24 protein-coding genes are annotated in these 25,138 nt (G+C 73.6%); 19 read left to right on the forward strand and 5 right to left on the reverse strand.

The features are described from left to right. Nucleotides 1–2 precede the first annotated feature (2 nt). The 9 genes from ligA to ES689_RS11250 all read left to right on the forward strand — a co-directional run bounded on the left by ligA (nt 3) and on the right by ES689_RS11250 (nt 10,258). On the forward strand, nt 3–2,306 hold the full coding sequence (ligA, locus tag ES689_RS11210; RefSeq protein WP_146904921.1) for an NAD-dependent DNA ligase LigA: 2,304 nt from the start codon (nt 3–5) through the stop codon (nt 2,304–2,306). A 107-nt stretch (nt 2,307–2,413) separates the two neighbouring features. Beyond that, nucleotides 2,414–3,889, forward strand: coding sequence for an alpha/beta hydrolase (locus ES689_RS11215; protein WP_146904331.1), 1,476 nt, complete (start codon nt 2,414–2,416; stop codon nt 3,887–3,889). Between the two features lie 118 nt (nt 3,890–4,007). Beyond that, nucleotides 4,008–4,307 (forward strand): Asp-tRNA(Asn)/Glu-tRNA(Gln) amidotransferase subunit GatC, encoded by a 300-nt coding sequence (gene gatC / locus ES689_RS11220; protein WP_123548173.1) that lies wholly within the window; start codon nt 4,008–4,010, stop codon nt 4,305–4,307. A gap of 2 nt (nt 4,308–4,309) precedes the next feature. Further along, complete coding sequence (gene gatA, locus ES689_RS11225; protein WP_146904334.1) at nt 4,310–5,860, forward strand: Asp-tRNA(Asn)/Glu-tRNA(Gln) amidotransferase subunit GatA; 1,551 nt, start codon at nt 4,310–4,312, stop codon at nt 5,858–5,860. Then, the gene (gatB, locus tag ES689_RS11230) at nt 5,860–7,359 is read left to right on the forward strand and encodes an Asp-tRNA(Asn)/Glu-tRNA(Gln) amidotransferase subunit GatB (protein WP_146904337.1); all 1,500 of its coding nucleotides are present in this window, start codon (nt 5,860–5,862) and stop codon (nt 7,357–7,359) included. The genes gatA and gatB overlap by 1 nt, the downstream gene beginning before the upstream one ends. Before the next feature lie 37 nt (nt 7,360–7,396). Further along, nucleotides 7,397–8,209 carry a hypothetical protein gene (locus ES689_RS11235; RefSeq protein WP_146904340.1) on the forward strand — a complete coding sequence of 271 codons (813 nt, stop codon included), beginning with the start codon at nt 7,397–7,399 and terminating at the stop codon, nt 8,207–8,209. Then, the gene (locus ES689_RS11240; RefSeq protein WP_191330387.1) at nt 8,202–9,038 is read left to right on the forward strand and encodes a DUF3097 domain-containing protein; all 837 of its coding nucleotides are present in this window, start codon (nt 8,202–8,204) and stop codon (nt 9,036–9,038) included. Before ES689_RS11235 ends, ES689_RS11240 begins: the two co-directional genes overlap by 8 nt. A gap of 192 nt (nt 9,039–9,230) precedes the next feature. Beyond that, the gene (locus ES689_RS11245; RefSeq protein ID WP_146904343.1) at nt 9,231–9,881 is read left to right on the forward strand and encodes a spermidine/putrescine ABC transporter substrate-binding protein; all 651 of its coding nucleotides are present in this window, start codon (nt 9,231–9,233) and stop codon (nt 9,879–9,881) included. Beyond that, nucleotides 9,878–10,258 (forward strand): DUF3054 domain-containing protein, encoded by a 381-nt coding sequence (locus ES689_RS11250; protein ID WP_223269549.1) that lies wholly within the window; start codon nt 9,878–9,880, stop codon nt 10,256–10,258. Before ES689_RS11245 ends, ES689_RS11250 begins: the two co-directional genes overlap by 4 nt. A 42-nt stretch (nt 10,259–10,300) precedes the next feature. On the opposite strand, the gene ES689_RS11255 is transcribed toward ES689_RS11250, so the two are convergent. Beyond that, nucleotides 10,301–10,624, reverse strand: a complete 324-nt coding sequence (locus ES689_RS11255) for an ATP-dependent DNA ligase (protein WP_146904346.1) — start codon at nt 10,622–10,624, stop codon at nt 10,301–10,303. 250 nt (nt 10,625–10,874) lie between these two features. Here ES689_RS11255 and ES689_RS11260 point away from each other — a divergent pair, with 250 nt between their 5' ends. The 5 genes from ES689_RS11260 to ES689_RS11280 all read left to right on the forward strand — a co-directional run bounded on the left by ES689_RS11260 (nt 10,875) and on the right by ES689_RS11280 (nt 15,511). Then, the gene (locus ES689_RS11260) at nt 10,875–11,609 is read left to right on the forward strand and encodes a DedA family protein (protein WP_146904349.1); all 735 of its coding nucleotides are present in this window, start codon (nt 10,875–10,877) and stop codon (nt 11,607–11,609) included. Nucleotides 11,610–11,736: 127 nt separating this feature from the next. Continuing rightward, a complete protein-coding gene (locus tag ES689_RS11265) occupies nt 11,737–12,492 on the forward strand; it encodes a hypothetical protein (RefSeq protein ID WP_146904351.1) in 756 nt (251 codons plus the stop codon). Nucleotides 12,493–12,567: 75 nt separating this feature from the next. Continuing rightward, nucleotides 12,568–13,596 carry an SDR family oxidoreductase gene (locus ES689_RS11270; protein ID WP_223269550.1) on the forward strand — a complete coding sequence of 343 codons (1,029 nt, stop codon included), beginning with the start codon at nt 12,568–12,570 and terminating at the stop codon, nt 13,594–13,596. Further along, nucleotides 13,593–15,059: an NAD(P)/FAD-dependent oxidoreductase gene (locus ES689_RS11275; RefSeq protein WP_146904353.1), complete on the forward strand. Its 1,467-nt coding sequence runs from the start codon at nt 13,593–13,595 to the stop codon at nt 15,057–15,059. The genes ES689_RS11270 and ES689_RS11275 overlap by 4 nt, the downstream gene beginning before the upstream one ends. Beyond that, entirely contained in the window at nt 15,056–15,511 is a 456-nt protein-coding gene (locus ES689_RS11280; protein ID WP_146904354.1) for an SRPBCC family protein, read from the forward strand. Before ES689_RS11275 ends, ES689_RS11280 begins: the two co-directional genes overlap by 4 nt. Before the next feature lie 40 nt (nt 15,512–15,551). Here the strand turns inward: ES689_RS11280 and ES689_RS11285 are convergent, their stop codons facing one another. After that, nucleotides 15,552–16,952, reverse strand: coding sequence for a serine hydrolase (locus tag ES689_RS11285; RefSeq protein ID WP_146904356.1), 1,401 nt, complete (start codon nt 16,950–16,952; stop codon nt 15,552–15,554). 66 nt (nt 16,953–17,018) lie between these two features. Beyond that, the gene (locus ES689_RS11290) at nt 17,019–18,701 is read right to left on the reverse strand and encodes a long-chain-fatty-acid--CoA ligase (RefSeq protein ID WP_146904358.1); all 1,683 of its coding nucleotides are present in this window, start codon (nt 18,699–18,701) and stop codon (nt 17,019–17,021) included. A 120-nt stretch (nt 18,702–18,821) separates the two neighbouring features. On the opposite strand from ES689_RS11290, the gene ES689_RS11295 reads away from it, so the two are divergent. The 3 genes from ES689_RS11295 to lepB all read left to right on the forward strand — a co-directional run bounded on the left by ES689_RS11295 (nt 18,822) and on the right by lepB (nt 21,387). Continuing rightward, the gene (locus tag ES689_RS11295) at nt 18,822–19,640 is read left to right on the forward strand and encodes an SDR family oxidoreductase (RefSeq protein ID WP_146904360.1); all 819 of its coding nucleotides are present in this window, start codon (nt 18,822–18,824) and stop codon (nt 19,638–19,640) included. Nucleotides 19,641–19,838: 198 nt separating this feature from the next. Beyond that, complete coding sequence (locus ES689_RS11300) at nt 19,839–20,756, forward strand: oxygenase MpaB family protein (RefSeq protein WP_146904362.1); 918 nt, start codon at nt 19,839–19,841, stop codon at nt 20,754–20,756. A 25-nt stretch (nt 20,757–20,781) separates the two neighbouring features. Beyond that, nucleotides 20,782–21,387: a signal peptidase I gene (gene lepB, locus ES689_RS11305; protein ID WP_146904365.1), complete on the forward strand. Its 606-nt coding sequence runs from the start codon at nt 20,782–20,784 to the stop codon at nt 21,385–21,387. A 117-nt stretch (nt 21,388–21,504) separates the two neighbouring features. Here lepB and ES689_RS11310 read toward each other — a convergent pair whose 3' ends face one another. Together ES689_RS11310 and ES689_RS11315 are read right to left on the reverse strand one after the other, a co-directional pair. After that, nucleotides 21,505–23,208, reverse strand: a complete 1,704-nt coding sequence (locus ES689_RS11310) for a long-chain-fatty-acid--CoA ligase (RefSeq protein WP_146904368.1) — start codon at nt 23,206–23,208, stop codon at nt 21,505–21,507. An 85-nt stretch (nt 23,209–23,293) separates the two neighbouring features. Further along, nucleotides 23,294–23,851: a TIGR03086 family metal-binding protein gene (locus tag ES689_RS11315; RefSeq protein WP_146904371.1), complete on the reverse strand. Its 558-nt coding sequence runs from the start codon at nt 23,849–23,851 to the stop codon at nt 23,294–23,296. A gap of 136 nt (nt 23,852–23,987) precedes the next feature. Between ES689_RS11315 and ES689_RS11320 the strand changes: the two genes are divergently transcribed. Next, nucleotides 23,988–24,299: a DUF6412 domain-containing protein gene (locus tag ES689_RS11320; RefSeq protein WP_146904374.1), complete on the forward strand. Its 312-nt coding sequence runs from the start codon at nt 23,988–23,990 to the stop codon at nt 24,297–24,299. A gap of 60 nt (nt 24,300–24,359) precedes the next feature. Next, complete coding sequence (gene yidC / locus ES689_RS11325; protein WP_146904377.1) at nt 24,360–25,136, forward strand: membrane protein insertase YidC; 777 nt, start codon at nt 24,360–24,362, stop codon at nt 25,134–25,136. The last annotated feature ends 2 nt before the right edge of the window (nt 25,137–25,138 follow it).

Genomic DNA, 25,138 nt, shown 5'->3' on the forward strand with positions numbered 1-25,138 from the left:
TCGTGCCCGAGGCGACGCCCGACGACCTCGCCGCGGCCCGCGACGAGGTCGAGCAGCTGACGTCGCGCGTGCTCGAGCTGCGCGACCAGTACTACGAGGGCAACGCCTCGACGGCGTCCGACTCCGACTACGACGCGCTGGTCAGGCGCCTGGCCGAGCTCGAGGGCGAGCACCCCGAGCTGCTCAAGGCCGACAGCCCGACGCAGACCGTGGGCGGCCGCGCCGAGACCACTCAGTTCGCGGCCGTCGAGCACGCCGAGCGCATGCTCAGCCTCGACAACGTCTTCAGCGACGACGAGCTGGCCGAGTGGGCAGGCAAGGTCGAGCGCGACGCCGGCGCCGAGCGGGTGCGGTTCCTCTGCGAGCTCAAGATCGACGGGCTCGCGATCAACCTCCGCTACGAGCGCGGCGTGCTCGTCACGGCCGCGACCCGCGGCGACGGGGTCGTCGGAGAAGACGTCACGGGCAACGTGCTCACGATGGGCACGATCCCCGAGCGCCTCGAGGGCACGGGTCATCCGCCGCTCGTCGAGGTGCGCGGCGAGATCTTCTTCCCGGTCGCCGAGTTCGACCAGCTGAACGCCCGCCAGCGCGAGGCAGGCGAGCGCGTGTTCGCGAACCCCCGCAACGCCGCCGCGGGCTCGCTCCGCCAGAAGGCCGAGGGCAAGAGCCCCGAGAAGCGCGCCCTGATGGACGCCCGCCTCCGCAGCCTGCGGATGCTCGTGCACGGCATCGGCGCCTGGCCCGTCCGCGAGCTCGAGCGCGACACCGACGTGCACAGCCAGAGCGAGGTCTACGACCTGCTCGCCTCGTGGGGCTTGCCCATCTCGACGCACCACCGCGTGTACGACACGGTGCCCGAGGTGGCCGCCTTCATCCACGACTACGGCGTGCGCCGGTCGAGCGTCGAGCACCAGATCGACGGCATCGTCGTCAAGGTCGACGACCTCGCCCTGCACGACGAGCTCGGCGCCACGAGCCGGGCGCCCCGCTGGGCGACGGCGTTCAAGTACCCGCCCGAAGAGGTCAACACCGAGCTGCTCGACATCGTCGTCAGCGTGGGCCGCACCGGTCGGGCCACGCCCTTCGCCGTGATGCGGAAGGTCGAGGTCGCGGGCAGCGAGGTACGGCAGGCGACCCTGCACAACCAGCAGGTGGTCAAGGCGAAGGGCGTGCTGATCGGCGACACCGTCGTGCTGCGCAAGGCCGGCGACGTCATCCCCGAGGTGCTCGGCCCGGTCGTCGAGCTGCGGGACGGCAGCGAGCGCGAGTTCGTGATGCCGACGGAGTGCCCCGAGTGCGGCACGACGCTCCGCCCCGCCAAGGAGGGCGACATCGACCTCCGTTGCCCGAACGCCGAGAGCTGCCCGGCGCAGGTGCGCGGCCGGGTCGAGCACATCGCCTCGCGCGGGTCGCTCGACGTCGAGGGGCTCGGCGAGGTCGCCGCGGCGGCGCTCACGCAGCCCGTCGAGCCGGCGACGCCGCCGCTGCGCACCGAGGCGGGGCTGTTCGACCTGACGATGCGCGACATCTTCCCCGTCAGGGTGGTCGTGCGCGACTCCGAGACGGGCATGGAGAAGCTCGAGGCCGACGGCGTGCCCAAGCTCGTCACGCCGTTCCGACGTCGACGGGCCAAGAAGGACGGCACCTTCGACCCGGACGCTCCGGAGTTCGCGGGCGACGAGACGAGCGTCCCCTCGAAGACGGCGATCGAGATGCTCGCCAACCTCGAGAAGGCGAAGACGAGCCCGCTCTGGCGCATCCTCGTCGGACTGAGCATCCGCCACGTCGGTCCCGTCGCCGCCCGCGCGCTGGCCGGCCACTTCGGCTCGCTCGACGCGATCCGGGCCGCGACCCGTGACGAGCTCGCGGCGGTCGACGGCGTGGGCGGCATCATCGCCGACGCCCTCCGCGACTGGTTCGAGGTCGACTGGCACGTCGAGATCGTCGAGCGCTGGGCGGCCGCGGGCGTGCAGCTCACGACGCCCGACCACCCGGGTCCCGGCGCGGCCGTCGAGGCAGGCGGCGTGCTGTCGGGCCTGACCGTCGTGGCCACGGGCAGCCTCGAGGGCTTCAGCCGAGAGGGCGCACAGGAGGCGATCCTCGCCGCGGGCGGCAAGGCCGGCAACAGCGTGAGCAAGAAGACCGACTTCGTGGCGGCCGGGCCGGGCGCCGGGTCGAAGCTCACGAAGGCGGAGCAGCTCGGCGTGCGCATCATCGACGCTGCGGAGTTCGCTGTCCTCCTTAAGGAGGGCCCAGCGGGGCTCGCTGTCCCCGATTCGGGGGACGAATCCTCAGCTGACTGACGAAAACCCTGGTCAGGCCGTACCTCGCTCTCTTAAGATCAGGGAGCGCATCGACCAGGGCTGTAGGGAGTCGTGGCTCAGATGCGCACGAGGGGGAAAGACCCGACGTGCTGTTCCTCGCCGCAGCCATCCTGTCCGCATCGATCCACCTCTCCGGGGTGGTGGTCGGTCCTGCCGTGCCCGTCTCCGGGACCAGCGCGGCAGCAGACGCCGAGGCGCGCACGGAGTCCCCAGCGACAGCCGGCGACGCACGAGCTGCTGACGACCACGTCGCCGTCGACGACCGGGCCGAGTCGCCGACGGTGCCCGCGCCGGAGCAGGGTCCCGTGCCGTCGGCCCTGAGCGACGACTGCGGGGCAGCCGAGCCGACCGGGTGCCTCGCTGCGCTGGCCACGGCGAGCGAGGACGAGCTGGACGAGTTCGCCCGCTCGCTCGACGCCTCCGGCGACGACACCGGCGCGCTCGTCGACGCGGTCGCCTCCGTGCGCACAGCCGCCGTGGTCTCGTCCTGGTGGGCCGCCCTCGACCCCTCGCGCCAGCTGGCCCTCGTCGCCCGCGTCCCCGGCCTGGTGGGCAACCTCGAGGGAGTGCCCTACACGGCCAGGGACGACGCCAACCGGCTGTTCCTCGTCGCGGCGCGGGCAGCCGTCGACGAGCGGCGGGGCACCGGCGACGAGCGCCGGGACGACGACGCCCGCGCCGAGATGCTCGGCCAGGTCGCCGCGGCCGTCGGCGGGCGCGCCGCCGGCGACGCGGAGCGACACCTCGTCGCCCTCGACACGGTCCTGCCGGGGCGGGCGGCGGTCTCGGTCGGCGACCTCGACACGGCCGACGACGTCAGCGTGCTCGTGCCGGGCATGTTCTTCACCGTCGGCAGCCAGCTCGTCGACTGGACCGATACGGCCGGCGAGCTCTACGACGAGCAGCGGTCGTGGACCTATCTCCTGGCGCGGGCCGACAGCAGCGGGCTCGACCAGGTCGCCGTCGTGGCGTGGCTCGGCTACCGGACTCCCGACCTGACCAACGTCTACGGGCTCGACCTCGCCCGCGCCGGGGCCGACCGCCTCGAGGACGCGATCACGGGACTCGACGCGACCCGCGCCTCCTCGCCGGCCAGGGTCACGGTCGTGGCCCACTCGTACGGGTCGACGACGGCCACCCTGGCCCTGTCGGCCGGTGCCGTGTCGGTCGACTCCCTCGTGCTGCTCGGCTCGCCCGGCAGCGTCGTCCCGTCCGCGTCGATGCTCGACGTCGCCGGCGACGACGTCTACGCGGCGGCGGGCAGCTTCGACCCCGTGGCCGGCAGCGGGTACTTCGGCGCCGACCCCGGCACGGCCGGCTTCGGCGCGGTGCTGCTGCACACCGGGGGAGGCGCGGACGACTACACGGGACGCGCCCTCGCCGCCGCCCTCGGCCACAACTCGTACCTCGTGCCCGGCACCGAGACGATGCGCAGCACGGCCCTGATCGGTCTCGGTCGGGGCGACATGGTCGACGGGGAGCCCGGCGATCCTCGACCGGTCGCCCCCGAGGCCCCCGACCTCTCGCTCGTTCGGCCCCAGGACCTCTACGTGCGCGACTGAGCCCTGGCCGTGCCCCCGTGGGGCAGGACGTCCGGGCCTGCCGGGGCGGGTGCGGCCCCGTAAGATCGTCGGGTACCCCCAGCCGCGGTACCCCAGACGAACCACGTGACGGAGCAGCATGTCTGAAATCACGCGCGAACAGGTGGAGCACCTCGCAGGTCTCGCCCGCATCGCCCTCACCCCCGACGAGATCGAGACCATGACCCGGGAGCTCGGGCAGATCGTCGACAACGTCGCCAAGGTGTCCGAGGTCGCGACCGACGACGTCCCGGCGACCAGCCACCCGATCCCGCTGACGAACGTCTTCCGCGACGACGTCGTGGGCGAGACGCTGACGGTCGAGCAGGCGCTCTCGGGCGCGCCCGACCACGACGGCTCGCGGTTCCGCGTGACCGCCATCCTGGGAGAGGAGCAGTAGACGTGGCCGACGCCTCCTCGATCATCCGCCTCAGCGCGGACGACCTCAGCACCCGCCTCGCCTCGCGCGAGGTCTCGTCCGTCGAGGTCGTGCAGGCGCACCTCGACCGCATCGCCGCCGTCGACGGCGACGTGCACGCGTTCCTGCACGTCAGCGACCAGGCCCTGGCGACCGCGGCCGACGTCGACCGCCGCCGCGCCGCGGGCGACGCGATGGGCCCCCTCGCGGGCGTGCCGATCGCCGTCAAGGACGTCCTCTGCACGATCGACATGCCCTCCACCTCGGGCAGCCGCATCCTCGAGGGCTGGGTGCCGCCGTACGACGCGACCGTCGTCGCGAAGCTGCGCGCCGCCGACCTCGTGCCCCTCGGCAAGACGAACATGGACGAGTTCGCCATGGGCTCGTCGACGGAGTTCTCGGCCTACGGCCCGACGCACAACCCGTGGTCGCTCGACCGCGTGCCCGGCGGCTCGGGCGGCGGCTCGGCCGCGGCCGTCGCCGCCTTCGAGGCGCCCCTGGCCCTCGGCAGCGACACCGGCGGGTCGATCCGTCAGCCGGGTGCCGTCACCGGCACGGTCGGCGTCAAGCCCACCTACGGCGGCGTGAGCCGCTACGGCGCCATCGCGCTGGCCAGCTCGCTCGACCAGGTCGGCCCCGTCAGCCGCACCGTGCTCGACTCCGCCCTGCTGCACGACGTCATCAAGGGCCACGACCGCCGCGACTCCACGTCGCTCCGCGACGAGTGGCCGTCGTTCGCCGACGCCGCCCGTCGCGGCCTGGCCGGCGGCGCCCTGCAGGGCGTGCGCGTCGGCGTGGTCCGCCAGCTCGCCGGCGAGGGCTTCCAGGCCGGCGTCAAGGCGCGCTTCGCCGAGGCGCTCGACCTGCTCACCGGCGCCGGCGCCGAGGTCGTCGAGATCGACGCCCCGAGCTTCGAGTACGCGATCAGCGCCTACTACCTGATCCTCCCCGCCGAGGCCTCGAGCAACCTCGCGAAGTTCGACTCCGTGCGCTTCGGCATGCGCGTCGTGCCCGAGGGCCGCGGCACGGTCGAGGACGTCATGGCGGCGACCCGCGAGGCCGGCTTCGGCCCCGAGGTCAAGCGCCGCATCATCCTCGGCACCTACGCGCTGAGCGCCGGCTACTACGACGCGTACTACGGCAGCGCGCAGAAGGTGCGCACGCTCGTGCAGCGCGACTTCGCCGCCGCGTTCGAGAAGGTCGACGTGCTCGTCTCGCCGTCGGCGCCGACCACGGCGTTCCCCCTCGGCGAGAAGATCGACGACCCGCTGTCGATGTACCTGAACGACCTCACGACCATCCCCGCGAACCTCGCCGGGGTGCCCGGCATCACGGTGCCGATGGGCCTGGCCGACGAGGACGGCCTGCCGACCGGGCTCCAGTTCATGGCGCCCGCCCGCGAGGACGCCCGCCTCTACACCTACGGCGCCGCCGTCGAGCAGCTGCTCGAGCAGGGCTGGGGCCACACGCTCATCTCGCGTGCGCCCGACCTGAGCAGCACCGAGCAGACCGCCGCCACCGAGGGAGTCATCTGATGGCCAAGGCAGACCTGATGGACTACGACGAGGCCCTCGAGAAGTTCGAGGTCGTGCTCGGCTTCGAGGTGCACGTCGAGCTCGGCACGAAGACCAAGATGTTCTCCGACGCGCCGAACTTCTTCGGCGGCGAGCCGAACACGAACGTGACGCCGGTCGACCTGGGGCTGCCCGGCTCGCTGCCGGTGGTCAACGAGCAGGCCGTGACGTACTCGATCAGCCTCGGGCTCGCGCTCGGCTGCTCGATCGCCGAGAGCTCGCGCTTCGCCCGGAAGAACTACTTCTACCCGGACAACCCCAAGAACTACCAGGTCAGCCAGTTCGACGAGCCGATCGCGTTCGAGGGCGAGGTGGAGGTCGAGCTGCCCGACGGCACCGTCTTCCACGTGCCGATCGAGCGCGCGCACATGGAGGAGGACGCCGGCAAGCTCACGCACGTCGGCGGCTCGACCGGTCGCATCCAGGGCGCCGAGTACTCGCTCGTCGACTACAACCGCGCGGGCATCCCGCTCGTCGAGATCGTCACGAAGCCGATCATCGGCGCGGGCGCCCTCGGCCCCGAGCTCGGCGCCGCGTACGTCTCGACGATCCGCGACATCGTCCGCAGCCTCGGCGTCAGCGAGGCGCGGATGGAGCGCGGCAACCTGCGCTGCGACGCCAACGTGTCGCTCCGTCCGCACGGCCAGGAGAAGCTGGGCACACGGACCGAGACGAAGAACGTCAACTCGTTCCGCTCCGTCGAGCGGGCCGTCCGCCACGAGATCCAGCGCCAGGCGGCGATCCTCGCCGCGGGCGGGACGATCACCCAGGAGACCCGGCACTGGCACGAGGACACCGGGCGCACCTCCGCCGGGCGCCCGAAGAGCGACGCCGACGACTACCGGTACTTCCCCGAGCCCGACCTGCTGCCGGTCGTGCCGTCGCGCGAGCTCGTCGAGCAGCTCCGCCTGGCGCTGCCGGAGGCGCCGGTCGCGATGCGCCGTCGGCTCAGGGCCGAGTGGGGCTTCGCCGACCAGGAGTTCCAGGACGTCGTCAACTCGGGCCTGCTGCAGGAGCTCGTCGACACCGTGGCCGCCGGCGCGTCGCCCCAGGCGGCCCGCAAGTGGTGGACCGGCGAGATCGCCCGCACCGCCAACGCGGCCGGCGTCGAGCCGTCGTCGCTCGTGTCGCCCCTGCACGTGAGCGAGCTGATCGCCCTCGTCGAGTCGGGCGAGCTGACCGACCGCCTCGCCCGGCAGGTGCTCGAGGGCGTCGTCGCGGGCGAGGGCTCGCCGGCCGAGGTCGTCGCCTCGCGCGGTCTCGCGGTCGTCTCGGACGACGGTGCGCTCATCGCCGCCATCGACGAGGCGCTCGCGCAGCAGCCCGACGTGCTCGCGAAGATCCGCGACGGCAAGGTCCAGGCGGCCGGCGCCGTCATCGGCGCCGTCATGAAGGCGATGAAGGGCCAGGCGGACGCTGCGCGCGTCCGCGAGCTCGTGCTCGAGAGGGCGCAGGCCTGACCACGCTCGCCGACGACGCAGAGGCGGCCCGGTCGCGATGACCGTGCCGCCCCTGCTCCGTGCCGCCGTCCCGGTGGGCATCGCCCTCGCCGCGGCGGCGCTCGTGCTGGTGACCGCCTCGCAGCTGTTGCCCGACCGCGTGACGGTGGTGCACCTCCGGGAGGGGGGCACGGCGCTCGCGGCGAGCCGGTCCGACCTCGTGCTGATCGCCTCCGTGCTGCTCGTCGGCCTCGTGCTGGCGTGGCTGCTGACGGCTGCCGCGCTCGCGTGGACGCCGGTGCGGCACCTGCTCGTGCCGCACGCCGAGCACTGGAAGGCGGCGCCCCGCCGTCGTGAGCTGCGGCTGCGCCTGGCGCGCTGGACCGCGAGGGCCTTCGCCGCCGGCGTCTGGTTCGTGACCGCCCTCGTCGTCCTGGCGATCGCGGGACAGGGCGACGGCCCGCTGTCGGCCTGGTGGCTCCCGCTGCTCGTGTCCGGTCTTTACGTGCTAGTCGTGCTCGGGGGCTTCGCCTGGGCGTTCGGGGTCGGCTTCCGGGTGGAGGCGACGTCGCCGACGGCGGCCCCGGCCGCGCGGCAGGTGGCCGACGGCACGTCGGTGTCGCGGAGACCGGCACCTGCGCCCGACGGGTCTCCCGCGGCCCGCGGGGGCGCCCCGGCCCCGCGACCCGCGCCCTCGACACGTCCTGGTGCGGCATCTGCGGCCGGTCCCCGCACGGCGGCCCCGCCGGCGAGCGGAGTGCCTGGTCGACGGCCGGCCACCCGCCGACCGGCGGGCGGGGATCCCGACCGCACGGGGCCGCCCCGCCCCTACCAGCCCCGACCCACCAGAGGAGGACCGCCCCGTGGATGACGACCGCTACGGACACGACGTGCTGAGCAACGACTGGAAGCGCTCGACACGACCGGCACCCACGCCGACCGACGCGGTGCGCGACCTCGTCGTCGAGGAGGCGCGCAGCGGCTTCACGGGAGCAGTCGTGCGGGTCGAGGCCGGCACCGTCGAGCTGGAGGACTGGAAGGGCCGCGTCCGCGCGTTCCCCCTCGGCGGGTCGTTCCTGATCGACGGCTCGCCGGTCGCGCTGCGTGTGCCCCGCGCGGCGCCCCAGGGACGCGCACGGACGGCCTCGGGCTCGTTCGCGGTCGACGGGGCCCGGGCGAGGGTCGCCCGCGAGAGCCGGATCTTCGTCGAGGGCCGGCACGACGCCGAGCTCGTCGAGAAGGTCTGGGGCGCCGACCTGCGGGTCGAGGGCGTCGTCGTCGAGTACCTCGAGGGCGTCGACCACCTGGCCGAGGTGCTCGCCGAGTTCCGGCCGACCGCGACCCGCCGCGTCGGCGTGCTGGTGGACCACCTGGTGGCCGGGTCGAAGGAGAGCCGGATCGCCGACTCGATCGCCCATGGGCCGTCGGGCGCCCACGTGCTCGTCGTCGGCCACCCGTTCGTCGACGTCTGGCAGGCCGTGAAGCCGGGTCGCCTGGGGCTCGAGTCGTGGCCCACGGTGCCGCGCTCGGTCGAGTGGAAGCACGGCATCTGCGAGCATCTCGGCTGGCCTCACGAGGACCAGGCCGACATCGCCGCCGCGTGGCAGCGCATCCTCGGCCGAGTGCGGACCTTCGGCGACCTGGAGCCGGCTCTGCTCGGACGCGTCGAGCAGCTGATCGACTTCGTCACGGTCGACTGACCCTCGCTCGCCCCGCCCTCTCCTTATTCAGGAACATGTGTCCTGATCCGCGCGAGGAGGGGCGCGATCGTCCTGAGTCGTGCACGGATCAGGACTCCGCCGCGGCTCGTTCCTGATCTCCACGACGTCGAAGGTGCGGGAATCGCCCGACGGCAGCGGCGCCCGGGAGGCTCCGCACCCTAGATTCGTCGCATGGCCGATTCGATCGAGGGGCAGGTGCGCGGGGCGGTCGACGCCTGGCTGCGCTGGCTGCCGCGCTGGCGGATCGGCACGGCCCGCGGACGCACCCGGGTCTGCCGCACCTGCTTCGGCTCGCCGGTCGCGACCGCCGCGGGGCTCGACCAGGACGTGCCGCACGCCGTCCAGCACGCACTGCTCAACCGCCTCCGGCACATCGTCGACGCCGAGGTCGACAGCTACACGACGCGCAACCTCCCGCTCGTCGACCGCGAGCTGCGACGGGCCGCCGAGGGCGAGCCCGACGGGTACCGGCCGGAGGCCGACCTGGCGCCCGAGTTCGACGGCCTCGACGTCGACCCCGAGCCGGACCCGACCCAGCCGTTCCTCTTCACGCTGGCGGGCCTCGCCGCCGAGGACGCGCCTCCTGCGGACCAGGCCGACCAGGAGGCGGTGGCCGAGCCGGAGTTCACCGAGGAGGCCAAGCAGGCACTCCGTCGCGAGCTCGCCCTCGCCGACGAGCACGCCCAGACGGTCGGGACCGCCCTCTGCTTCGCCGTCGCCTCGCACCGAGAACGCATCGCTGAGGCCCTGGCCCGTCTCGTCGAACCCCAGGTCGACGACCTCCTCGCCGAGTTGTCACGCACGCTGGAGCAGCCCCGGTGACCGTGCGCAGGGCGCCCTGGTGGGCCTTCGTCGCGGATCTCGTGCTCGTGGTGGCGTTCGTCCTGATCGGGCGTCGCAGCCACGACGAGGGGTCGGCGCTGGCCGGTGTGCTGACGACCCTGTGGCCGTTCGCCGCGGGGCTCGTCGTCGGCTGGGCCCTCGTGCTGGTGCGCGGGCGCGCGCTCCCGGCCTTCGGCTCCGGTCTCGTCGTGTGGCCCGCCACGGTCGTCGTCGGCATGGTGCTCAGGGTGGTCGGCGGCCAGGGCACGGCGGTGAGCTTCGTGGTCGTCACGGTCGTCGTGCTCGGCGTCTTCCTGCTGGGCTGGAGGACACTCGCGAGGCTGGCCCGACGCCGCGCCCGCGGCTCGCGCCGCTGAGCGGCCTGGGGGCGCTGACGCGCCTGCCGCCGCTCGGGGCAGCTACTTGCGCTTGGCCGAGTTGTCGAGGCTCGGCTCGTCGGTGAGGACCAAGCCGGACGAGCTGTTGGAGGAGGTGGTCAGCTCGGCGAGCCACTCGCGGCTGATCGTCGGGACGCGGCCGCCGGCGTACTTGAAGTAGAGGGGGATGCCCGGGTCGAGCCAGATGCTGCTGCGGCCGTCGCCGACCTTCTGGGTGTCGCGCCACGAGAAGAAGAACGACTCACGCCGTCGCAGCTTGGTGGCGATGACGATCTGCAGGTGCTCGAGCGTCCTGTCGTCGAACTCGATCTCGATGCTCGACGTGCCGTAGATCAGCGATCCCATGGTGGTACCCGTTCAGTCCTGTCGTCCGTGCCGGACCGCGACTCGGGATGAGCGGGGCGGTCGGTGACAACCTACCGTGCGCCTCTGACGGAGGCTCCCCGTCCGCTCCTGTCCGAGAGGACGCGTCCCCCGGACGCCGCGGTGCAGAGCGTGCAGCGTCCGGGGCGGTCCCCAGCCGTCCCTGCCATGCTCGACCAGCCGATCCGAGCCGATCCGAGCCCTCGCGGGCCACGAACCGACCCAGGGACCCATGACCTCCATCGCTGCCAGCCCGCTCCTCCTCGCCGCCGTCGGTCCGACCGCCGTCGGTCCGACCGCCGCCCGTCCGACCGCCGCCGGCTCGCCCGGCTCGCTCACCGAGAGCGACGGGATCGTCGGCATCTCCTCGCGCGTCATCGACGCGGCGGGCGAGTGGGGCGTCGGCCTGCTCACCTTCGTCGAGACGGTGTTCCCGCCGATCCCGAGCGAGCTGATCCTGCCCCTGGCCGGGGCGCTCGCCGGCAGCGGGGACATGAACGTCGTCCTCCTCGTCGCCACGGCCACGCTCGGGGCGTACGTCGGGGCTCTGGTGCTGTACTGGCTCGGCGCCGTGCTCGGCCTCGAGCGCAGCATCCGCTGGCTGTCGAAGCTGCCCCTCGTCGACCGCGAGGACTTCGACTCCGCCGCCGGCTGGTTCCACCGCCACGGGCGGTCGGCGGTCTTCTTCGGGCGCTTCATCCCCGGGGTGCGGAGCCTCATCTCGCTGCCCGCGGGGGCCGACCGGATGCCGCTCGTGACCTTCTCGCTCTTCACGATCATCGGCAGCGGCCTCTGGAACACGCTCCTGATCGGGCTGGGCGTCGCCCTCGGCACCCAGTACGAGCTGATCGACCGCTACGCCAAGTACCTCGACTACGCCGTCTACGCGGCGATCGCCGGGGTCGTCCTGTGGCTCGTCGTCCGGGCGGTGCGGCGTCGCCGTGCTGCCGAGCGCACCCGGGGCTGATCCATCCCGTCGTGCCGGGGGCGCGCTCGGAGGGGATCCCCACGGCCCGTCCAGGCGGACGGACCGGGTCGTCCGTACTGTCGGACACCCGGGAGGCTCCCGGGGCGACCGGAAGGAACGGCACACCATGGGATTCCTCGACAAGCTCCTCGGACGAGACGACCCGCAGGACGGCGCGACCCCGCAGGGCGCGCAGCAGCAGGCACCGCAGCAGACCGGCCAGCGTCCCGGCAGCCGCACCGACGACGAGATCGCCGTCGAGCGCTACCGCTACCTGCTCCGCACCGCGCCGCCGGAGACCATCGAGCAGGTGCACGCCGAGGCGTTCGCGACCCTGACGCCCGAGCAGCGCCGCACGGTCTTCGACGAGCTCAGCCGCCAGTCGCCCCAGGGCGAGCAGCCCCGCGGTGAGGACGCGGGCTCGCTGGCCCAGGCGGCCACCCGCTCCGAGCTGCGTCGTCCCGGCACCCTCGAGCAGACCCTGGGAGGCGGCCAGCAGGGCGCGCAGGCCGGCGCCGGCCAGGCACAGGGCCGGCAGGGCGGCGGCATGGGCATGGGCATGGGCTCGATCATCGGCGGCTCGTTGCTCGGCACGGTCGCCGGGTACGTGATCGGCTCGGCCCTCGTCAGCTCGTTCCTGCCCGACGGCGGCGACGCCACGGCCGACGGCGGAGCGGAGGGCGACGCCGGTGCCGAGGGCGACGCCGGTGCCGACGGAGGCGCAGACGCCGGTGCCGACGCCGGTTCCGACCCGCAGCTGGCCGGCGACGCCACCGGCGGCGACCCGGGCGCGGCAGGCGACTTCGGGGGCGGCGACTTCGGCGGCGGGTTCGGCGGCGGCGACCTCGGCGGGGGCGGCGGCTTCGGCGACTTCGACATCTGACCGCGACCCCTGGCCAGGACTACCGTCGAACATCCGCACCCCGACGACCCCGTCGCAGACCGTCTGAGGAGACCCATGAGCAAGCTCGACCCCACCATCTCTCGCATCGCCGTCGTGACGGGGGGCAGCGCGGGTCTCGGTCGGGCCGTGGTCCGCGAGCTCGCCGACCGCGGCTGGGACGTCGCGGTGCTCGCGCGCGGCCAGGAGGGGCTGGACGGTGCCGTCGCCGACGTCCGGGCGGCCGGTCGGCGCGCCGTGGGCGTCCCCACCGACGTCGCCGACCGCGAGCAGGTCGAGGCGGCCGCGACGCGCGTCGAGGACGAGCTCGGCGACATCGGCCTCTGGGTCAACTGCGCCATGGTCGGGGTGTTCGGCGAGTTCCTCGAGACCGACCCCGACGACTTCGAGCGGGCCACCCAGGTGAACTACTTCGGCTTCGTCAACGGCACCCGCGCGGCGCTGTCGCGCATGACGCCGCGCGACAAGGGCCACGTGATCCAGGTGGGCTCCGCGCTGGCGCACCGGGGCATCCCGCTGCAGGCTGCCTACTGCGCCTCGAAGCACGCCGTGCAGGGGTTCACCGAGTCCGTGACGACCGAGCTGATCCACAACAAGAGCCACGTCGTCATCTCGACCGTCGACATGCCGGCCCTCAACACGATCCAGTTCAACTGGGTCCGGTCGCGTCTCCCCGAGCACCCGAAGCCGGTGCCGCCGATCTTCCAGCCCGAGGTGGGCGCGCGTGCCATCGCCGACGTGGCCGACAAGCCGCGTCGCCGCTCGTGGATCGGCGAGCCGACCGTCATGACGGTGCTCGGCAACCGCTTCGTGGCGAACTGGCTCGACGTGTACCTCGCCAAGACCGGCTACAGCGGCCAGCAGGCGCCCGAGAAGTCCGAGCCCATGTGGCCGGACAACCTGTACAGCCCCGTCGCCGGCGACCACGGCGCCCACGGCATCTTCGACGACCAGGCCCGCTCGACCAGCCCCCAGGTCTGGTACACGCGCAACCGCGGCGTCAGCTACGCGCTCGCCGCGGCGGGTGCCCTCGGCGCCGGCGCCGCCGTCGCGCGGGCCGTCGCCGGCAGCCGGCGCCGCCCGTGACGGCGGCGTTCGACGCGGTCGTCGTCGGGGCCGGGCCGAACGGCCTCTCGGCGGCGGTCGTGCTCGCCCGCGCCGGGCTGCGCGTCCAGCTGCTCGAGCGGGCCGACACGATCGGTGGCGGCACCCGCACGGCCGAGCTGACCCTGCCGGGCTTCCGCCACGACATCTGCTCCGCGGTGCACCCGATGGCGATGGCGTCGGGCTTCTTCCGGCGCTGGGGCCTGCAGGAGCGGGTCGAGATGATCGTTCCCGAGGTCTCGTACGGGCACCCCCTCGACGGCGGAACCGCCGGCGTCGCCTACCGCGACCTCGACCGCACCGCCGACGGGCTCGGCGTCGACGGCCCGACCTGGCACCGGATGTTCTCCCGGCTCGTCGACCTCGAGGCCGAGCTCTCGCAGTTCACCCTGTCGCCGATCCTCCAGGTGCCGCGCCACCTCGGCACCGCGGTCGAGTTCGGCCTGCGGATCCTGCACCAAGCGGGCCCGTGGTGGGACGCCGGCCTCCGCACCGAGGAGGCGCGCGCGCTGCTGGCGGGCGTCATGGCCCACGCCATCCGCCCGATGCCGAGCCTCAGCGCGTCGGCCGCCGGCCTCGCCCTCGCGGTGCACGGGCACGGCTACGGGTGGGCGGTGCCGCGCGGCGGCAGCCAGGCGATCGCGGACGCGCTCGCCGCCGACCTGGTCGCGCACGGCGGGGTGATCGAGACCGGCGTCGAGGTGACCAGCCTGCGTCAGCTCGACGCGTCCGTCCGGCTGCTCGACGTGACCCCGAAGCAGCTGATCGCGATCGCCGGCGACGAGATGCCGGTCGGGTACCGACGCCGGCTGGAGCGGTTCCGCTACGGGGGAGGCGCCTCCAAGGTGGACTTCGCCCTCAGCGGCCCCGTGCCGTGGCAGGCCGAGGAGCTGCGGCGCACGCCGACCGTGCACCTCGGCGGCGACCGGGCGGCCGTGGCCCGCGCCGAGCACGACGTCGCCCGCGGCGTGCACCCCGCCGAGCCGTTCGTGCTCGCGGTGCAGGCGGGCGTCGTCGACGACACCCGTGCGCCCGCCGGGCAGCACGCCCTGTGGACCTACGCGCACGTGCCGAACGGCAGCACCGTCGACATGACCGAGGCGGTCACGCAGCAGATCGAGCGGTTCGCGCCCGGCTTCCGTGACCTCGTCCTCGCCTCCCGCGCCCACACGGCGTCCGACCTCGAGGAGCACGACCCGAACTACGTCGGGGGCGACATCGCGTCGGGCGCTCCCACGATGCGGCAGCTGATCGCGCGCCCGGTGGTGTCGACCGACCCGTGGCGCACCGCTGTGCCCGGCACGTACCTCGCGTCGTCGTCCGTGCCGCCCGGCCCCTCCGTGCACGGGATGGGCGGGGCCTACGCCGCCCTGAGCGCGCTGCGACACGAGTTCGGCATCGAGCACCTGCCCCGGCTGGGGCCCGACGGAGGGACGACGACGTGAGTCGTGACCAGAGGTTCGTCGAGGCGTCGCCGCACGACGTCTTCGACGTGCTGAGCGACGGCTGGCTCTACCCGAGCTGGGTGGTGGGCGCCTCGCGCATCCGCGACGTCGAGCTCACCTGGCCGGCCGTCGGGGCGAGGATCCACCACTCGTTCGGCGTCTGGCCGCTCGTCGTCGACGACACCACGAGCGTGTTGGTGTGGCACCCGCCGCACCGGGCAGTCCTCCGCGCGAGGGGCTGGCCGCTGGGCGAGGCGCAGGTGACGCTCACCGTCCACGACCGCACCGGGGGATGCCTCGTCGTGATGGACGAGGAGGCGGTCACCGGGCCGGGCGCCCTCGTCCCCGACGTCGTGCTCGACCCCGCGCTCGGCGTCCGCAACCGCGAGACCCTGCGCCGTCTGGCCTGGCTGGCCGAGGGACGGCTGCGCGACCGGGTCTCGCCGAGCTGACCCGCGCCTCCCGGGCCCCGGTCGCCTGCCGTCCTCGTCGCTAGAGCGGGGACGTCTCGCCGTCGCGCGGCGCTCGCAGCTGCCGCAGGGCCGGCGCGTGCAGCGGCGTCGTCTCCCACCGGACCTCGGCGGCGCCTGCGTCGAGCACCAGGTGCAGGCGGTGCGGCGTCTCCACGAACACCACGTCGACGTGCAGCGCCGCGCCGCGGCGGCCCGCGGTGACCGCGAGCGCGTCGGTGACGGTCCAGGCGCCGAGGACGACCTCGGCCTCGAGCACGTCGTCGCCCTCGTGCAGCAGCACGCGCCACGACGACCCCTCGTCCGTCAGCCCGACCAGCGTCAACGTCGGCTGCTCGCTCGACGACGTCGGCACGAAGGAGGCGGCACGCAGCTCGGCAGCGCCGGCGTCGTCCTCGAGGGGCGCCAGCCCGAGCGCGGCCGTGCGGCGGGCCAGCGCGTCGTCGGCGGCCGCGTCGCCCGGGCCCTCGAAGGCAGGCAGGAGGTGCTGCCAGGCGAGGTCGAGCACGGCCTGCATGTCGACGGTCTGGCCGGTGAGCGCGAGCACGACGTCGTGCTCGGGCAGCACGACGCAGAACTGGCCGTAGGCGCCGTCGCCGCGCCAGCCGTGCCGGGCCATCCAGAACTGGAAGCCGTAGCCCTGGCTCCAGTCCGCGTTCGGCTCATCGGGGTTCGCGACCTGCACCCGGGTCGCCTCGTCGACGTAGGAGGCGGGAAGCAGCTGCCTGCCCTGCCACATGCCCCGCCGCAGCCACAGCTGGCCGAGCAGCGCCACGGCCTCGGTCTGCGCGTGCAGCCCGCTGAAGCCGATCTCTCGGCCGCTGTCGTCGCGCTGCCAGCTCGCCTCCCCGATGCCGAGCGGCTCGAACAGCCGCGGCCGGAGGTACTCGGTGAGCGACAGGCCGGAGGCGCGCTGCACGATCGCCGCGACCGCGTAGGTGCAGGGCTGGTTGTAGGCGAAGACCGAGCCGGGGTCGGCCTCCGGCGGCGTGAGGAGGAACCCGCGGACGAGGTCGGCCGGGTCGGCCTCGAGCGCGCGGCCGAGGGCCTCTGCCCGGTGTCCACTCGACATCGCGAGCACGTCGCGGACGCGCATCGACCGGCTGCGCGGATCGGTCACGTCGGCGTCGAGCTCGGGGAAGTGGCTGAGCACCGTGTCGTCGAGGCCGAGGAGGCCCTCGTCGACCGCGAAGGCGACGGCGGTCGAGGTGAAGCTCTTGCTCAGCGAGTAGAGCAGGTGGACACGGTCAGCCGAGTACGGGGCCCACCAGCCCTGCGTCACCACGGAGCCGTGACGCACCAGCACGATGCTGTGCGGCTCGACGCCGGGCGTGGACTCGAGCCCGTCGAGGAAGGCCTCGACGCCGGCGGCGTCGATCCCCTCGGCGGACGGCGTGCTGGTGGGCAGAGCGTCGATGGTCATGCCGTCGAGGCTAGCGCCGGCCGACCGGAGCCGGTCGGCGAGGCAGCGGCGGCTGGTCGGCCCGGCTCAGCGGTCGGCGAGCTCGTCCCGCACCTTGCGGCGCAGCACCTTGCCGATCAGCGACTTCGGCAGCTCGTCGACGACGACGATGCGACGCGGCACCTTGTAGGGCGTGAGGTGCTGACGGGCGAAGGCGCGCAGCGCCTGCACGTCGACCTCGGCTCCCGGGTGCAGCACGATCGCGGCCGCGACCTGCTCGCCGCCGGGCGAGGGCAGGCCGACCGCCGCGGCCTCGGCGACTCCCTCGTGACGGAGCAGCACCTCCTCGACCTCGGACGGGCTCACGTTGAAGCCGCCCGTGATGATGAGCTCCTTGATGCGGTCGACGACGCGGACGAAGCCGTCGGGGTCGATCGTGACGATGTCGCCGGTGCGGAACCAGTCGCCGTCGACGAAGACCTCGCTCGACTCCTGCGGCTTCCGGTAGTAGCCGCTGAAGACCTGGGGGCCGCGGACGATCAGCTCGCCGCTCTCGCCGGCGGGCACGTCGACGGTCGGGTCCTCGGGGTCGACGACGCGCACCTCGGTGCTCGACAGGGGCAGGCCCACGGTGCCGGCGCGACGGGTCGGACCGACGGGGTTGGCCATCAGCACGGGCGAGCACTCGGAGAGGCCGTAGCCCTCGACGAGCCAGCCGCCCGACTGCTCCTCCCACGGCTCGACGACCTCGGCCGACAGGGGCATGGCCCCCGAGATCGCCACCTCGACGCCCTTCAGCGAGACGCCCGCGTCGTCGGCCGCCTTTCGGAGGCGCGTGTAGATGGGCGGGACCGCCGGCAGGAAGGTCGGCGGGCGCTTCTTCATGACCTTGAGCACGAGGGCAGGGTCGAACGCCGGGAACAGGACGAGCCTGGCGCCCATGCTCATCGCGAAGGTGAGGCAGAGGGTCAGGCCGTACGCGTGGAACATGGGCAGCACGGCGTAGACGGTGCACTCGCCGCGCGTGATCGTGGGGACCCAGGCTCGCGACTGCGCCGCGTTCGAGAGCAGGTTCGCGTGGGTCAGCTGAGCGCCCTTGGGGGTGCCGGTGGTGCCGCTCGTGTACTGGATGACGGCCAGGTCGGTCGTCTCGGGCCTCGGGTGCCTCGCCTTGATGCGCGACGAGCCGACGATCTTTTCCCACGGCACGGTGCCGCGGACGGTCGTCGTCAGGCGGTCGCGCGACTCGCGGGCCTTCTTGATCGGCAGTCGCAGGGCGGTGCGCGTGGCGAGGGGCATGCCGCGCGTCACGTCGATCGACACGATCGAGTCGACGGCCACGTCGGACGGGAAGTCCTGCAGGGTCTCGACGACCTTGTCCCACGCGATGGCGATCTTCGCGCCGTGGTCCTCGAACTGGTGCCGCAGCTCACGCGGCGTGTAGAGCGGGTTGTGCTCGACGACGATCGCGCCGAGGCGCAGCACCGCGTAGAACGCCACCACGTGCTGGGGGCTGTTCGGCAGCACGAGGGCGACGGTGTCGCCGTGGCGGACGCCGAGCTTGCGCAGGCCCTCTGCCGCGCGCGAGATCTGGTCGACGAGCTCGGCGTACGTGGTGGTCGCGCCGAAGAACTCGAGCGCCACCGACTTCGGGTACTCGGCCGCCGTGCCCTCGACGATGTCGAGGAGGGAGCCCGTGACGGGCTCGATGTCGTGGGGGACGCCGGGAGCGTAGGAGGCCAGCCAGGGACGAGCGGTGTCGATGGTCACGCGCACCACTCTAGGCCGAGATGCGCACCCTCCGAGCTGGCTGTGCGCGCGTCGGGGAGGCCGGGCGTTCAGTGGAGCCGCGCTCCCGACAGCGCGACACCACACGACGAGAGGAACACCGTGAGCAAGGTCTGGTTCATCACCGGGGCATCGAAGGGCTTCGGCCGTGAGTGGGCGGAGGCGGCCCTCGAGCGCGGCGACAGCGTCGCGGGCACGGCCCGCAAGCTGGAGGCGGTGGACGCGCTCGTCGAGCAGTACCCCGACACGTTCCTGCCGATCCAGCTCGACGTCACCGACCGCGCCGCCGACGTGGCGGCCGTGCAGCAGGCCGCCGAGCACTTCGGCCGCCTCGACGTCGTCGTCAACAACGCCGGCTACGGCCACTTCGGCATGGTCGAGGAGATCACCGAGGAGGAGGCGCGCGGCCAGCTCGAGACGAACCTCTTCGGCGCGCTCTGGGTCACGCAGGCGGCCCTGCCGATCATGCGCGAGCAGGGCTCCGGCCACATCGTCCAGGTCTCGAGCATCGGCGGCATCAGCGCGTTCCCGACCGTCGGCATCTACCACGCGTCGAAGTGGGCCCTCGAGGGCATCAGCCAGTCGCTCTCGCAGGAGGTCGCCGGCTTCGGCATCTCGGTGACGCTCGTCGAGCCCGGCGGCTTCTCGACCGACTGGTCCGGCCCGTCCGCCTCGCGCAGCGACGAGAACGAGGCGTACGCCGAGGTCCGCGAGGCCGCGTCCAAGCGCCCCTCGGCCGCCGACCCCGGCGACCCCACGGCCACCCGCACCGCCATCCTCAAGGTCGTCGACGCCGACGCGCCGCCGCTCCGTGTCTTCTTCGGCAAGGCGCCGCTCGGCATCGCCAAGAAGGACTACGAGTCGCGTCTCGCGCTGTGGCAGGAGTGGCAGCCCGTCGCCGAGGAGGCGCACGGCAACTGATGCCTGCCTGCCTGCTCCGCCCGCGCCTCCTCGTGTCGACACCGGCACCAGGAGGCGCGGTTCGTCCTGGCAGGAAGGCCGGACCGGCTCGAGCGCCTCGAGCGCATCGGATGCCTCGCGCGTCTCGAGTGCCTCGACGTCGAGAGGTCGGCGCTCGCCGGGGGCAGGCGTCCAGCCCCCGCGGCGCATGATCGGAGGATGCCCGCCCTGACCGAGCCGCTCCGTGCCCGCCTGCAGTACACCTTCAACGGCCAGTACACGGGCACGCCCGAGTGGGTCACCGACCTCGCGAAGGGCGATGACGAGGGCTTCTTCGCGCCGGGGTCGGCGGTCTGGGCCGTGCACGGCTCGAACACCGCCATCCTGGCCGGGGTACGCGCCTTGTTGGTGCAGGCGCTGCACCCGGGGGCGCTCGCGGGGGTGCACGACCACTCGCGGTTCCGCGAGGACCCGCTCGGCCGCCTCGCCGGCACGATCCGCTGGATCTACACCGTGACGTACGGCAGCCAGGAGGCGGCGACGCACGCCTCGCAGTGGGTCAGCCGCCTGCACACGAAGGTCGTCGGCAGCTACGACGACCGGAACGGCGTCTCGCACGACTACGCGGCGAACGACCCCGAGCTGCTCAGCTGGGTGCACATGGCGTTCGCGGACTCGTTCCTCGCGGCGTACCTGGCGTGGGGCGAGGGCGAGGTGCCCGGCGGTCCCGACGCGTACGTGCGCGAGTGGGCGACCGCCGGCGAGCTGATGGGCGTCGTCGACCCGCCGCGCTCGGTCGCCGAGATGCAGGACCAGCTGAGGGACTTCGACCGTCGCGGGATCCTCGAGCGCACCGCCAGGACCGAGGAGGTGGTGGGCTTCATCAAGCGGCCGCCCCTGTTCCCGGTGCTGCGCGTCGGCTACCCGGTGCTGTTCAACGGTGCTGTGGGCACCCTGCAGCCGCGCTTCCGCGAGCTGCTCGGGCTGCGGGCGCCGCACGTCGGGCCGCTTGACGTGCCCACCCTGCGGCCCGCCGGGCTGATGCTCGGCGCGATCGGCCGCGTGCTCGGCGACAAGCCCGTCGCCGAGGAGCACTCGCTGGCGCGCCTCGAGCGCCTGCGGCAGGCGACGGCCTAGCGCTGTCGCAGGGGAGGATGGGGGCGTGACCGATCCTGCTGACGCCTCCGCGCCTCCTGCGACCCGGCGGGCGAGCGGACTGCGCTGGCTGCGCGACGTCGCGGTGATCGTGCTCGTCGCGCTGCTGGTGTCGTGGGGCGTCCGGACGTTCCTGGTGCGGTCGTTCTTCATCCCGTCGGCGTCGATGGAGCAGACCCTGCTGATCGGCGACCGCATCCTCGTGAACGAGCTCGTGCCCGACGTCATGGACCTGCACCGCGGCGACGTCGTCGTCTTCGAGGACCCGGGCGGCTGGCTGGGCCCGGCCGAGGGCGACGACCTCGTCAAGCGCGTCATCGGCCTGCCCGGCGACACCGTCTCGTGCTGCGACGCCGAGGGGCGCCTGCTCGTGGACGGCGAGTCGCTCGACGAGCCGTACCTGGACGTGCCCGAGGGGGACCCGGCGTCGCTGACGCCCTTCGACGTCACCGTGCCCGAGGGCGCGCTCTGGGTGATGGGCGACAACCGCGAGCGGTCGGCCGACTCCCGGTCGCACGTGACCGGCCCCTACGAGGGCTTCGTGCCGCTCGACCACGTCGTCGGCCGCGCGACGGTCGTCTTCTGGCCGCTCGGCCGCTGGGCAGTGCTCTGAGCCGAGGAGGCGGGCGAACCGACGCGAGGACGACGAACCGACGCGGAAGACCACGTCGCTTCGTCGCGATCGCGTCGGGAAGCCCGTCGGCGTCCGCAGCCGGTGCCGGCAGCCGGGTCAGCGGCCGGCGATGAGGGAGTCGCGCACCTCGCGGCGGAGCACCTTGCCGATCAGCGACCGGGGCAGCTCGTCCACCACGACGACGCGACGCGGCACCTTGTAGGCGGCGAGCTGCTCGCGGCAGTGGTCGCGCACCTCCTCGGGGTCGACGGTGCTGCCCGGCTCGACGACGATCGCGGCCACGACGTCCTCGCCGCCGCCCTCGCGGGGGAGGCCGACGACCGCGGCCTCGGCCACGCCCGCGACGCCGCGCACCGCCTCCTCGACCTCGGAGGGGGCGACGTTGAAGCCGCCGGTGACGATCAGCTCCTTGATGCGGTCGACGATGGTGACGTAGCCGTCGGCACTCATGCTGACGATGTCGCCGGTGCGGAACCAGCCGCCGGGCAGGAACGCCTCGGCCGTCTCGTCGGGACGGTTCCAGTAGCCACGGAAGACCTGCGGCCCCCGGAGGATCAGCTCGCCGGCGGCGCCCGGCGTCACGGGGCGCTCGGGATCGGGCTCGTCGCGGTCGACGACGCGCGCCTCGGTCGAGGGGAACGGCACCCCCACGGTGCCCGGCCGACGGGTCGGCCCCATCGGGTTGCCGAGCGCGACGGGCGAGGTCTCGGTGAGGCCGAAGCCCTCGACGAGCATGCCGCCCGTGACCCGCTCCCAGGCGGTGACGGTCGAGAGGGGCAGGTTCATGGCGCCCGAGATGGCGAAGCGCGCGCTGCGGAGGTCGACGCCGCGCTGCTCGGCGGCCTCGGCGAGGCGCTGGTAGATCGGCGGCACCGCGGGCAGGAAGGTCGGCGGGTGCTTCGCCGCCGCCTTGAGCACGAGGTCGACGTCGAACTTGGGGAACAGCACGAGCCGTGCGCCGATGCGCATCGCGAACGTCAGGCAGAGCGTCAGGCCGTAGGCGTGGAAGAACGGCAGCACGCCGTAGACCGTCTCCTCGCCCTCGACGACTCCCTGCACCCAGGCGCGACCCTGCTCGGCGTTGCTGCGCAGCGACCTGTGGGTCAGCACCGCACCCTTCGGCGAACCGGTGGTGCCGCTCGTGTACTGCAGCAGCGCGACGTCGTCGAGGGCCGGGCGCGGGTGCCGCTTCTTCAGGGGACGGCCCGAGACGAGGTCGGGCCAGGTCACGTCCCCGACGGCACGGGCAGTGAGGGCCTCGCGGGACTTGCGGGCGGCCGGGATCGGCAGCTTGAGGGCGAGCCTGGTGCCGAGCGGCATGCCGCGCGTCACGTCGACCGAGACGATCGTGTCGAAGCGCAGGTCGCCGGGCAGCTCGCGGAGGCGCCCGACGAGCTTGTCCCAGGCGATGGCGACCTTCGCGCCGTGGTCCTCGAAGAGGTGGCGCAGTTCGCGGTCGGTGTAGAGCGGGTTGTGCTCGACGACGACCGCGCCGAGGCGGAGCGCGGCGTAGAAGGCGACGACGTGCTGCGGGCTGTTCGGCAGCAGGATCGCCACCCGGTCGCCGGCCGTCACGCCGAGCTTGCGCAGGCCCTCGGCCGCCCGGTCGATCTCGTCGCCGAGGTCGCGGTACCTGGTCTCGCGCCCGAAGAACTCGAGGGCGACCCGGCCGCGGTGGGCGGCGACGGCGTCGTCGATCAGGTCGACGAGCGTGCCCGTCACGGGCTCGATGTCGGCGGGGACGCCCGGGGCGTAGCTGTGCAGCCAGGGGCGGGCGTCGGACTCGGCGTCGGCGGTCATGCCGACATCGAACCATCCCGAGGTCCGGGCGACCTGCGAGGCGGGCCGTCGTGCCGGCCTGCGCCGGCGTCCGTGGGGACCCGCGTCAGCGCGCGTCGCGGCCCGTCAGCGCGAGCAGGCGCACGCGCAGCGGTGCGTCGTCGTCGACCGGCACCGGCGAGGCGAACAGCCCGGAGGCCTCGAGGGCGTCCCGCTGCGGCTCGAAGACCGACCAGACCGCGGCTACGAGGTCGTCGTCCAGCTCTTCGTCGGAGCCGATGGCGCGGGCCAGGTCCCAGGCGTGGATCGTGACGTCCGCGACCTGCTCGGCGAGGTACTCGCGCACCGGCACGACGTCGGAGCTGACCCGGACGGACGCCTCGGGATCGGCCTCGCGCCAGGCCTCGGCCGCGGCGCGCGACGACCGGTGCCAGGCGTCGACGAGGTCGTCGCCGAGGGGCTCGACCGAGGCCTGTGCCTCGCTCGGGTCGCCGCCCTCCAGCAGCACCGGGACCCACTGCTGCTCGCGGGTCACGTGGCGCACCAGGTCGCGCACGGCCCACTCCGTGTCGGGCGTCGGAGCGTCCCAGTCGGTGACCGCCTCGACACGGCGCGCGAACTCGGCGTGCGCCCGGTGCTGCAGGGTGATCCAGTCGTGCGTCATGCGGGTCCTCCTCGGTGCGGGTGTGACGATGACAACGCAGGAGGCGCGCGAGCCTTCCCGAGGACGCCCGCGACACCGGAGGTCCGCCGTCAGCGTACCTACCGGAGGCCTCGGCACGTCGTCTAGTCTCGGGGGCATGACCTCCCTGCTCGAGCTGCTGGTGCGCGTCCTCGCGCCGCTCGAGCTCGCGCTCGCGACCGGCCTCGCCGTCGGCCACGCCGGGTCGTCGCCGGCGGCCGTCGTCGCAGGCCTCGTCGGGGCCGCCGCGGTGCTGACTATCGTGGTCGTCGCCCGCGCGGTGCTCGCGCTCGCGGGGCTGGGCGCGACCGTGCCGGGGACGGCGCTGACCGAGGCGGCCGACGTGCGCCTCCTCGTCTTCGCCCGCGACCCCGACGCCGACGGTCACGTGCGCTCGCGGGCACCGGGACAGGGCCTCCCGGCCGTCTAGCCGCGCCCGCGGCGCCCGACGGCCAGAAGCGACCTCTTCCCTTCTGCCGTGAGGACCTCCATGGACCTGTCCGCCTTCCCGCCCCTCGCCGTCGCCCTCGACGGCCTGCACACCGTCGTCGTCGCGCTGAGCGACCTCGTCGAGCCGATCGCCGGCGCCTCGTCGTCCGCGCTCGCTGTCGTGCTCCTGACCCTGCTCGTCCGCGTCCTGCTGGTGCCCGTCGGGGTGTCGCAGGTGCGGGCGGAGATCGGCCGTCGTCGCCTGGCGCCCGCGCTCGCCGACATGCGTCGCCGGATCCGCGACCCCCAGGCGCTGCAGCGCGCGACGGCGGCGCTCTACACGTCGGAGAAGGTGTCGCCGCTGGCGGGCTGCCTGCCGACCCTCGCCCAGGCGCCGGTGCTCACAGCCGTCTGGTCGTTGTTCGCGCACCCCGTGATCGCCGGGCACGCCAACGCCCTGCTCGGGCACGGCCTGGCCGGTGCGGCGCTCGGCGCCTCGCTGGTGGGCTCGGTCGGTCTCGTCGTCGGCGGCGTCGCGGCGGGTGCCGTCTGGCCCTTCGTGGTGCTGCTCGTCGTGCTCGCGCTCGTCGTCGAGCTGCGACGACGGACCGACCTGAGGGCCGCGGGCCCGGTCGCGACGATGCCAGGGCAGGAGGCGCTGCCCGCCCTCGCGACCGTCGCCCGCGTGCTGCCCTTCGTCACCGTCGTCGTCGCCGCGTTCGTGCCGCTCGCCGCCGCCCTCTACATGGTGACGAGCGCGGCCTGGACCCTGGGGGAGCGGGTCGTCGTCCGCCGAGTGCTGACCCGACGGGCCAAGGGAGGGACGGCCACCGCGTGAGT

Origin of the sequence: Frigoribacterium sp. ACAM 257 (genome assembly GCF_007954365.1) — a bacterium.
GTDB lineage: Bacteria > Actinomycetota > Actinomycetes > Actinomycetales > Microbacteriaceae > Frigoribacterium.

Bases quoted from the DNA above. Each gene is read 5' to 3' on its own strand.
- ES689_RS11320 (WP_146904374.1), top strand. From the start codon at position 23,988: ATGACCTCCCTGCTCGAGCTGCTGGTGCGCGTCCTCGCGCCGCTCGAG.
- ES689_RS11300 (WP_146904362.1), top strand. From the start codon at position 19,839: ATGCCCGCCCTGACCGAGCCGCTCCGTGCCCGCCTGCAGTACACCTTC.
- yidC (WP_146904377.1), top strand. From the start codon at position 24,360: ATGGACCTGTCCGCCTTCCCGCCCCTCGCCGTCGCCCTCGACGGCCTG.
- ES689_RS11285 (WP_146904356.1), bottom strand. From the start codon at position 16,952: ATGACCATCGACGCTCTGCCCACCAGCACGCCGTCCGCCGAGGGGATC.
- gatC (WP_123548173.1), top strand. From the start codon at position 4,008: ATGTCTGAAATCACGCGCGAACAGGTGGAGCACCTCGCAGGTCTCGCC.
- ES689_RS11265 (WP_146904351.1), top strand. From the start codon at position 11,737: ATGGGATTCCTCGACAAGCTCCTCGGACGAGACGACCCGCAGGACGGC.
- ES689_RS11255 (WP_146904346.1), bottom strand. From the start codon at position 10,624: ATGGGATCGCTGATCTACGGCACGTCGAGCATCGAGATCGAGTTCGAC.
- ES689_RS11315 (WP_146904371.1), bottom strand. From the start codon at position 23,851: ATGACGCACGACTGGATCACCCTGCAGCACCGGGCGCACGCCGAGTTC.
- ES689_RS11310 (WP_146904368.1), bottom strand. From the start codon at position 23,208: ATGACCGCCGACGCCGAGTCCGACGCCCGCCCCTGGCTGCACAGCTAC.
- gatB (WP_146904337.1), top strand. From the start codon at position 5,860: ATGGCCAAGGCAGACCTGATGGACTACGACGAGGCCCTCGAGAAGTTC.
- ES689_RS11235 (WP_146904340.1), top strand. From the start codon at position 7,397: ATGACCGTGCCGCCCCTGCTCCGTGCCGCCGTCCCGGTGGGCATCGCC.
- ES689_RS11270 (WP_223269550.1), top strand. From the start codon at position 12,568: ATGAGCAAGCTCGACCCCACCATCTCTCGCATCGCCGTCGTGACGGGG.
- ES689_RS11245 (WP_146904343.1), top strand. From the start codon at position 9,231: ATGGCCGATTCGATCGAGGGGCAGGTGCGCGGGGCGGTCGACGCCTGG.
- ES689_RS11260 (WP_146904349.1), top strand. From the start codon at position 10,875: ATGACCTCCATCGCTGCCAGCCCGCTCCTCCTCGCCGCCGTCGGTCCG.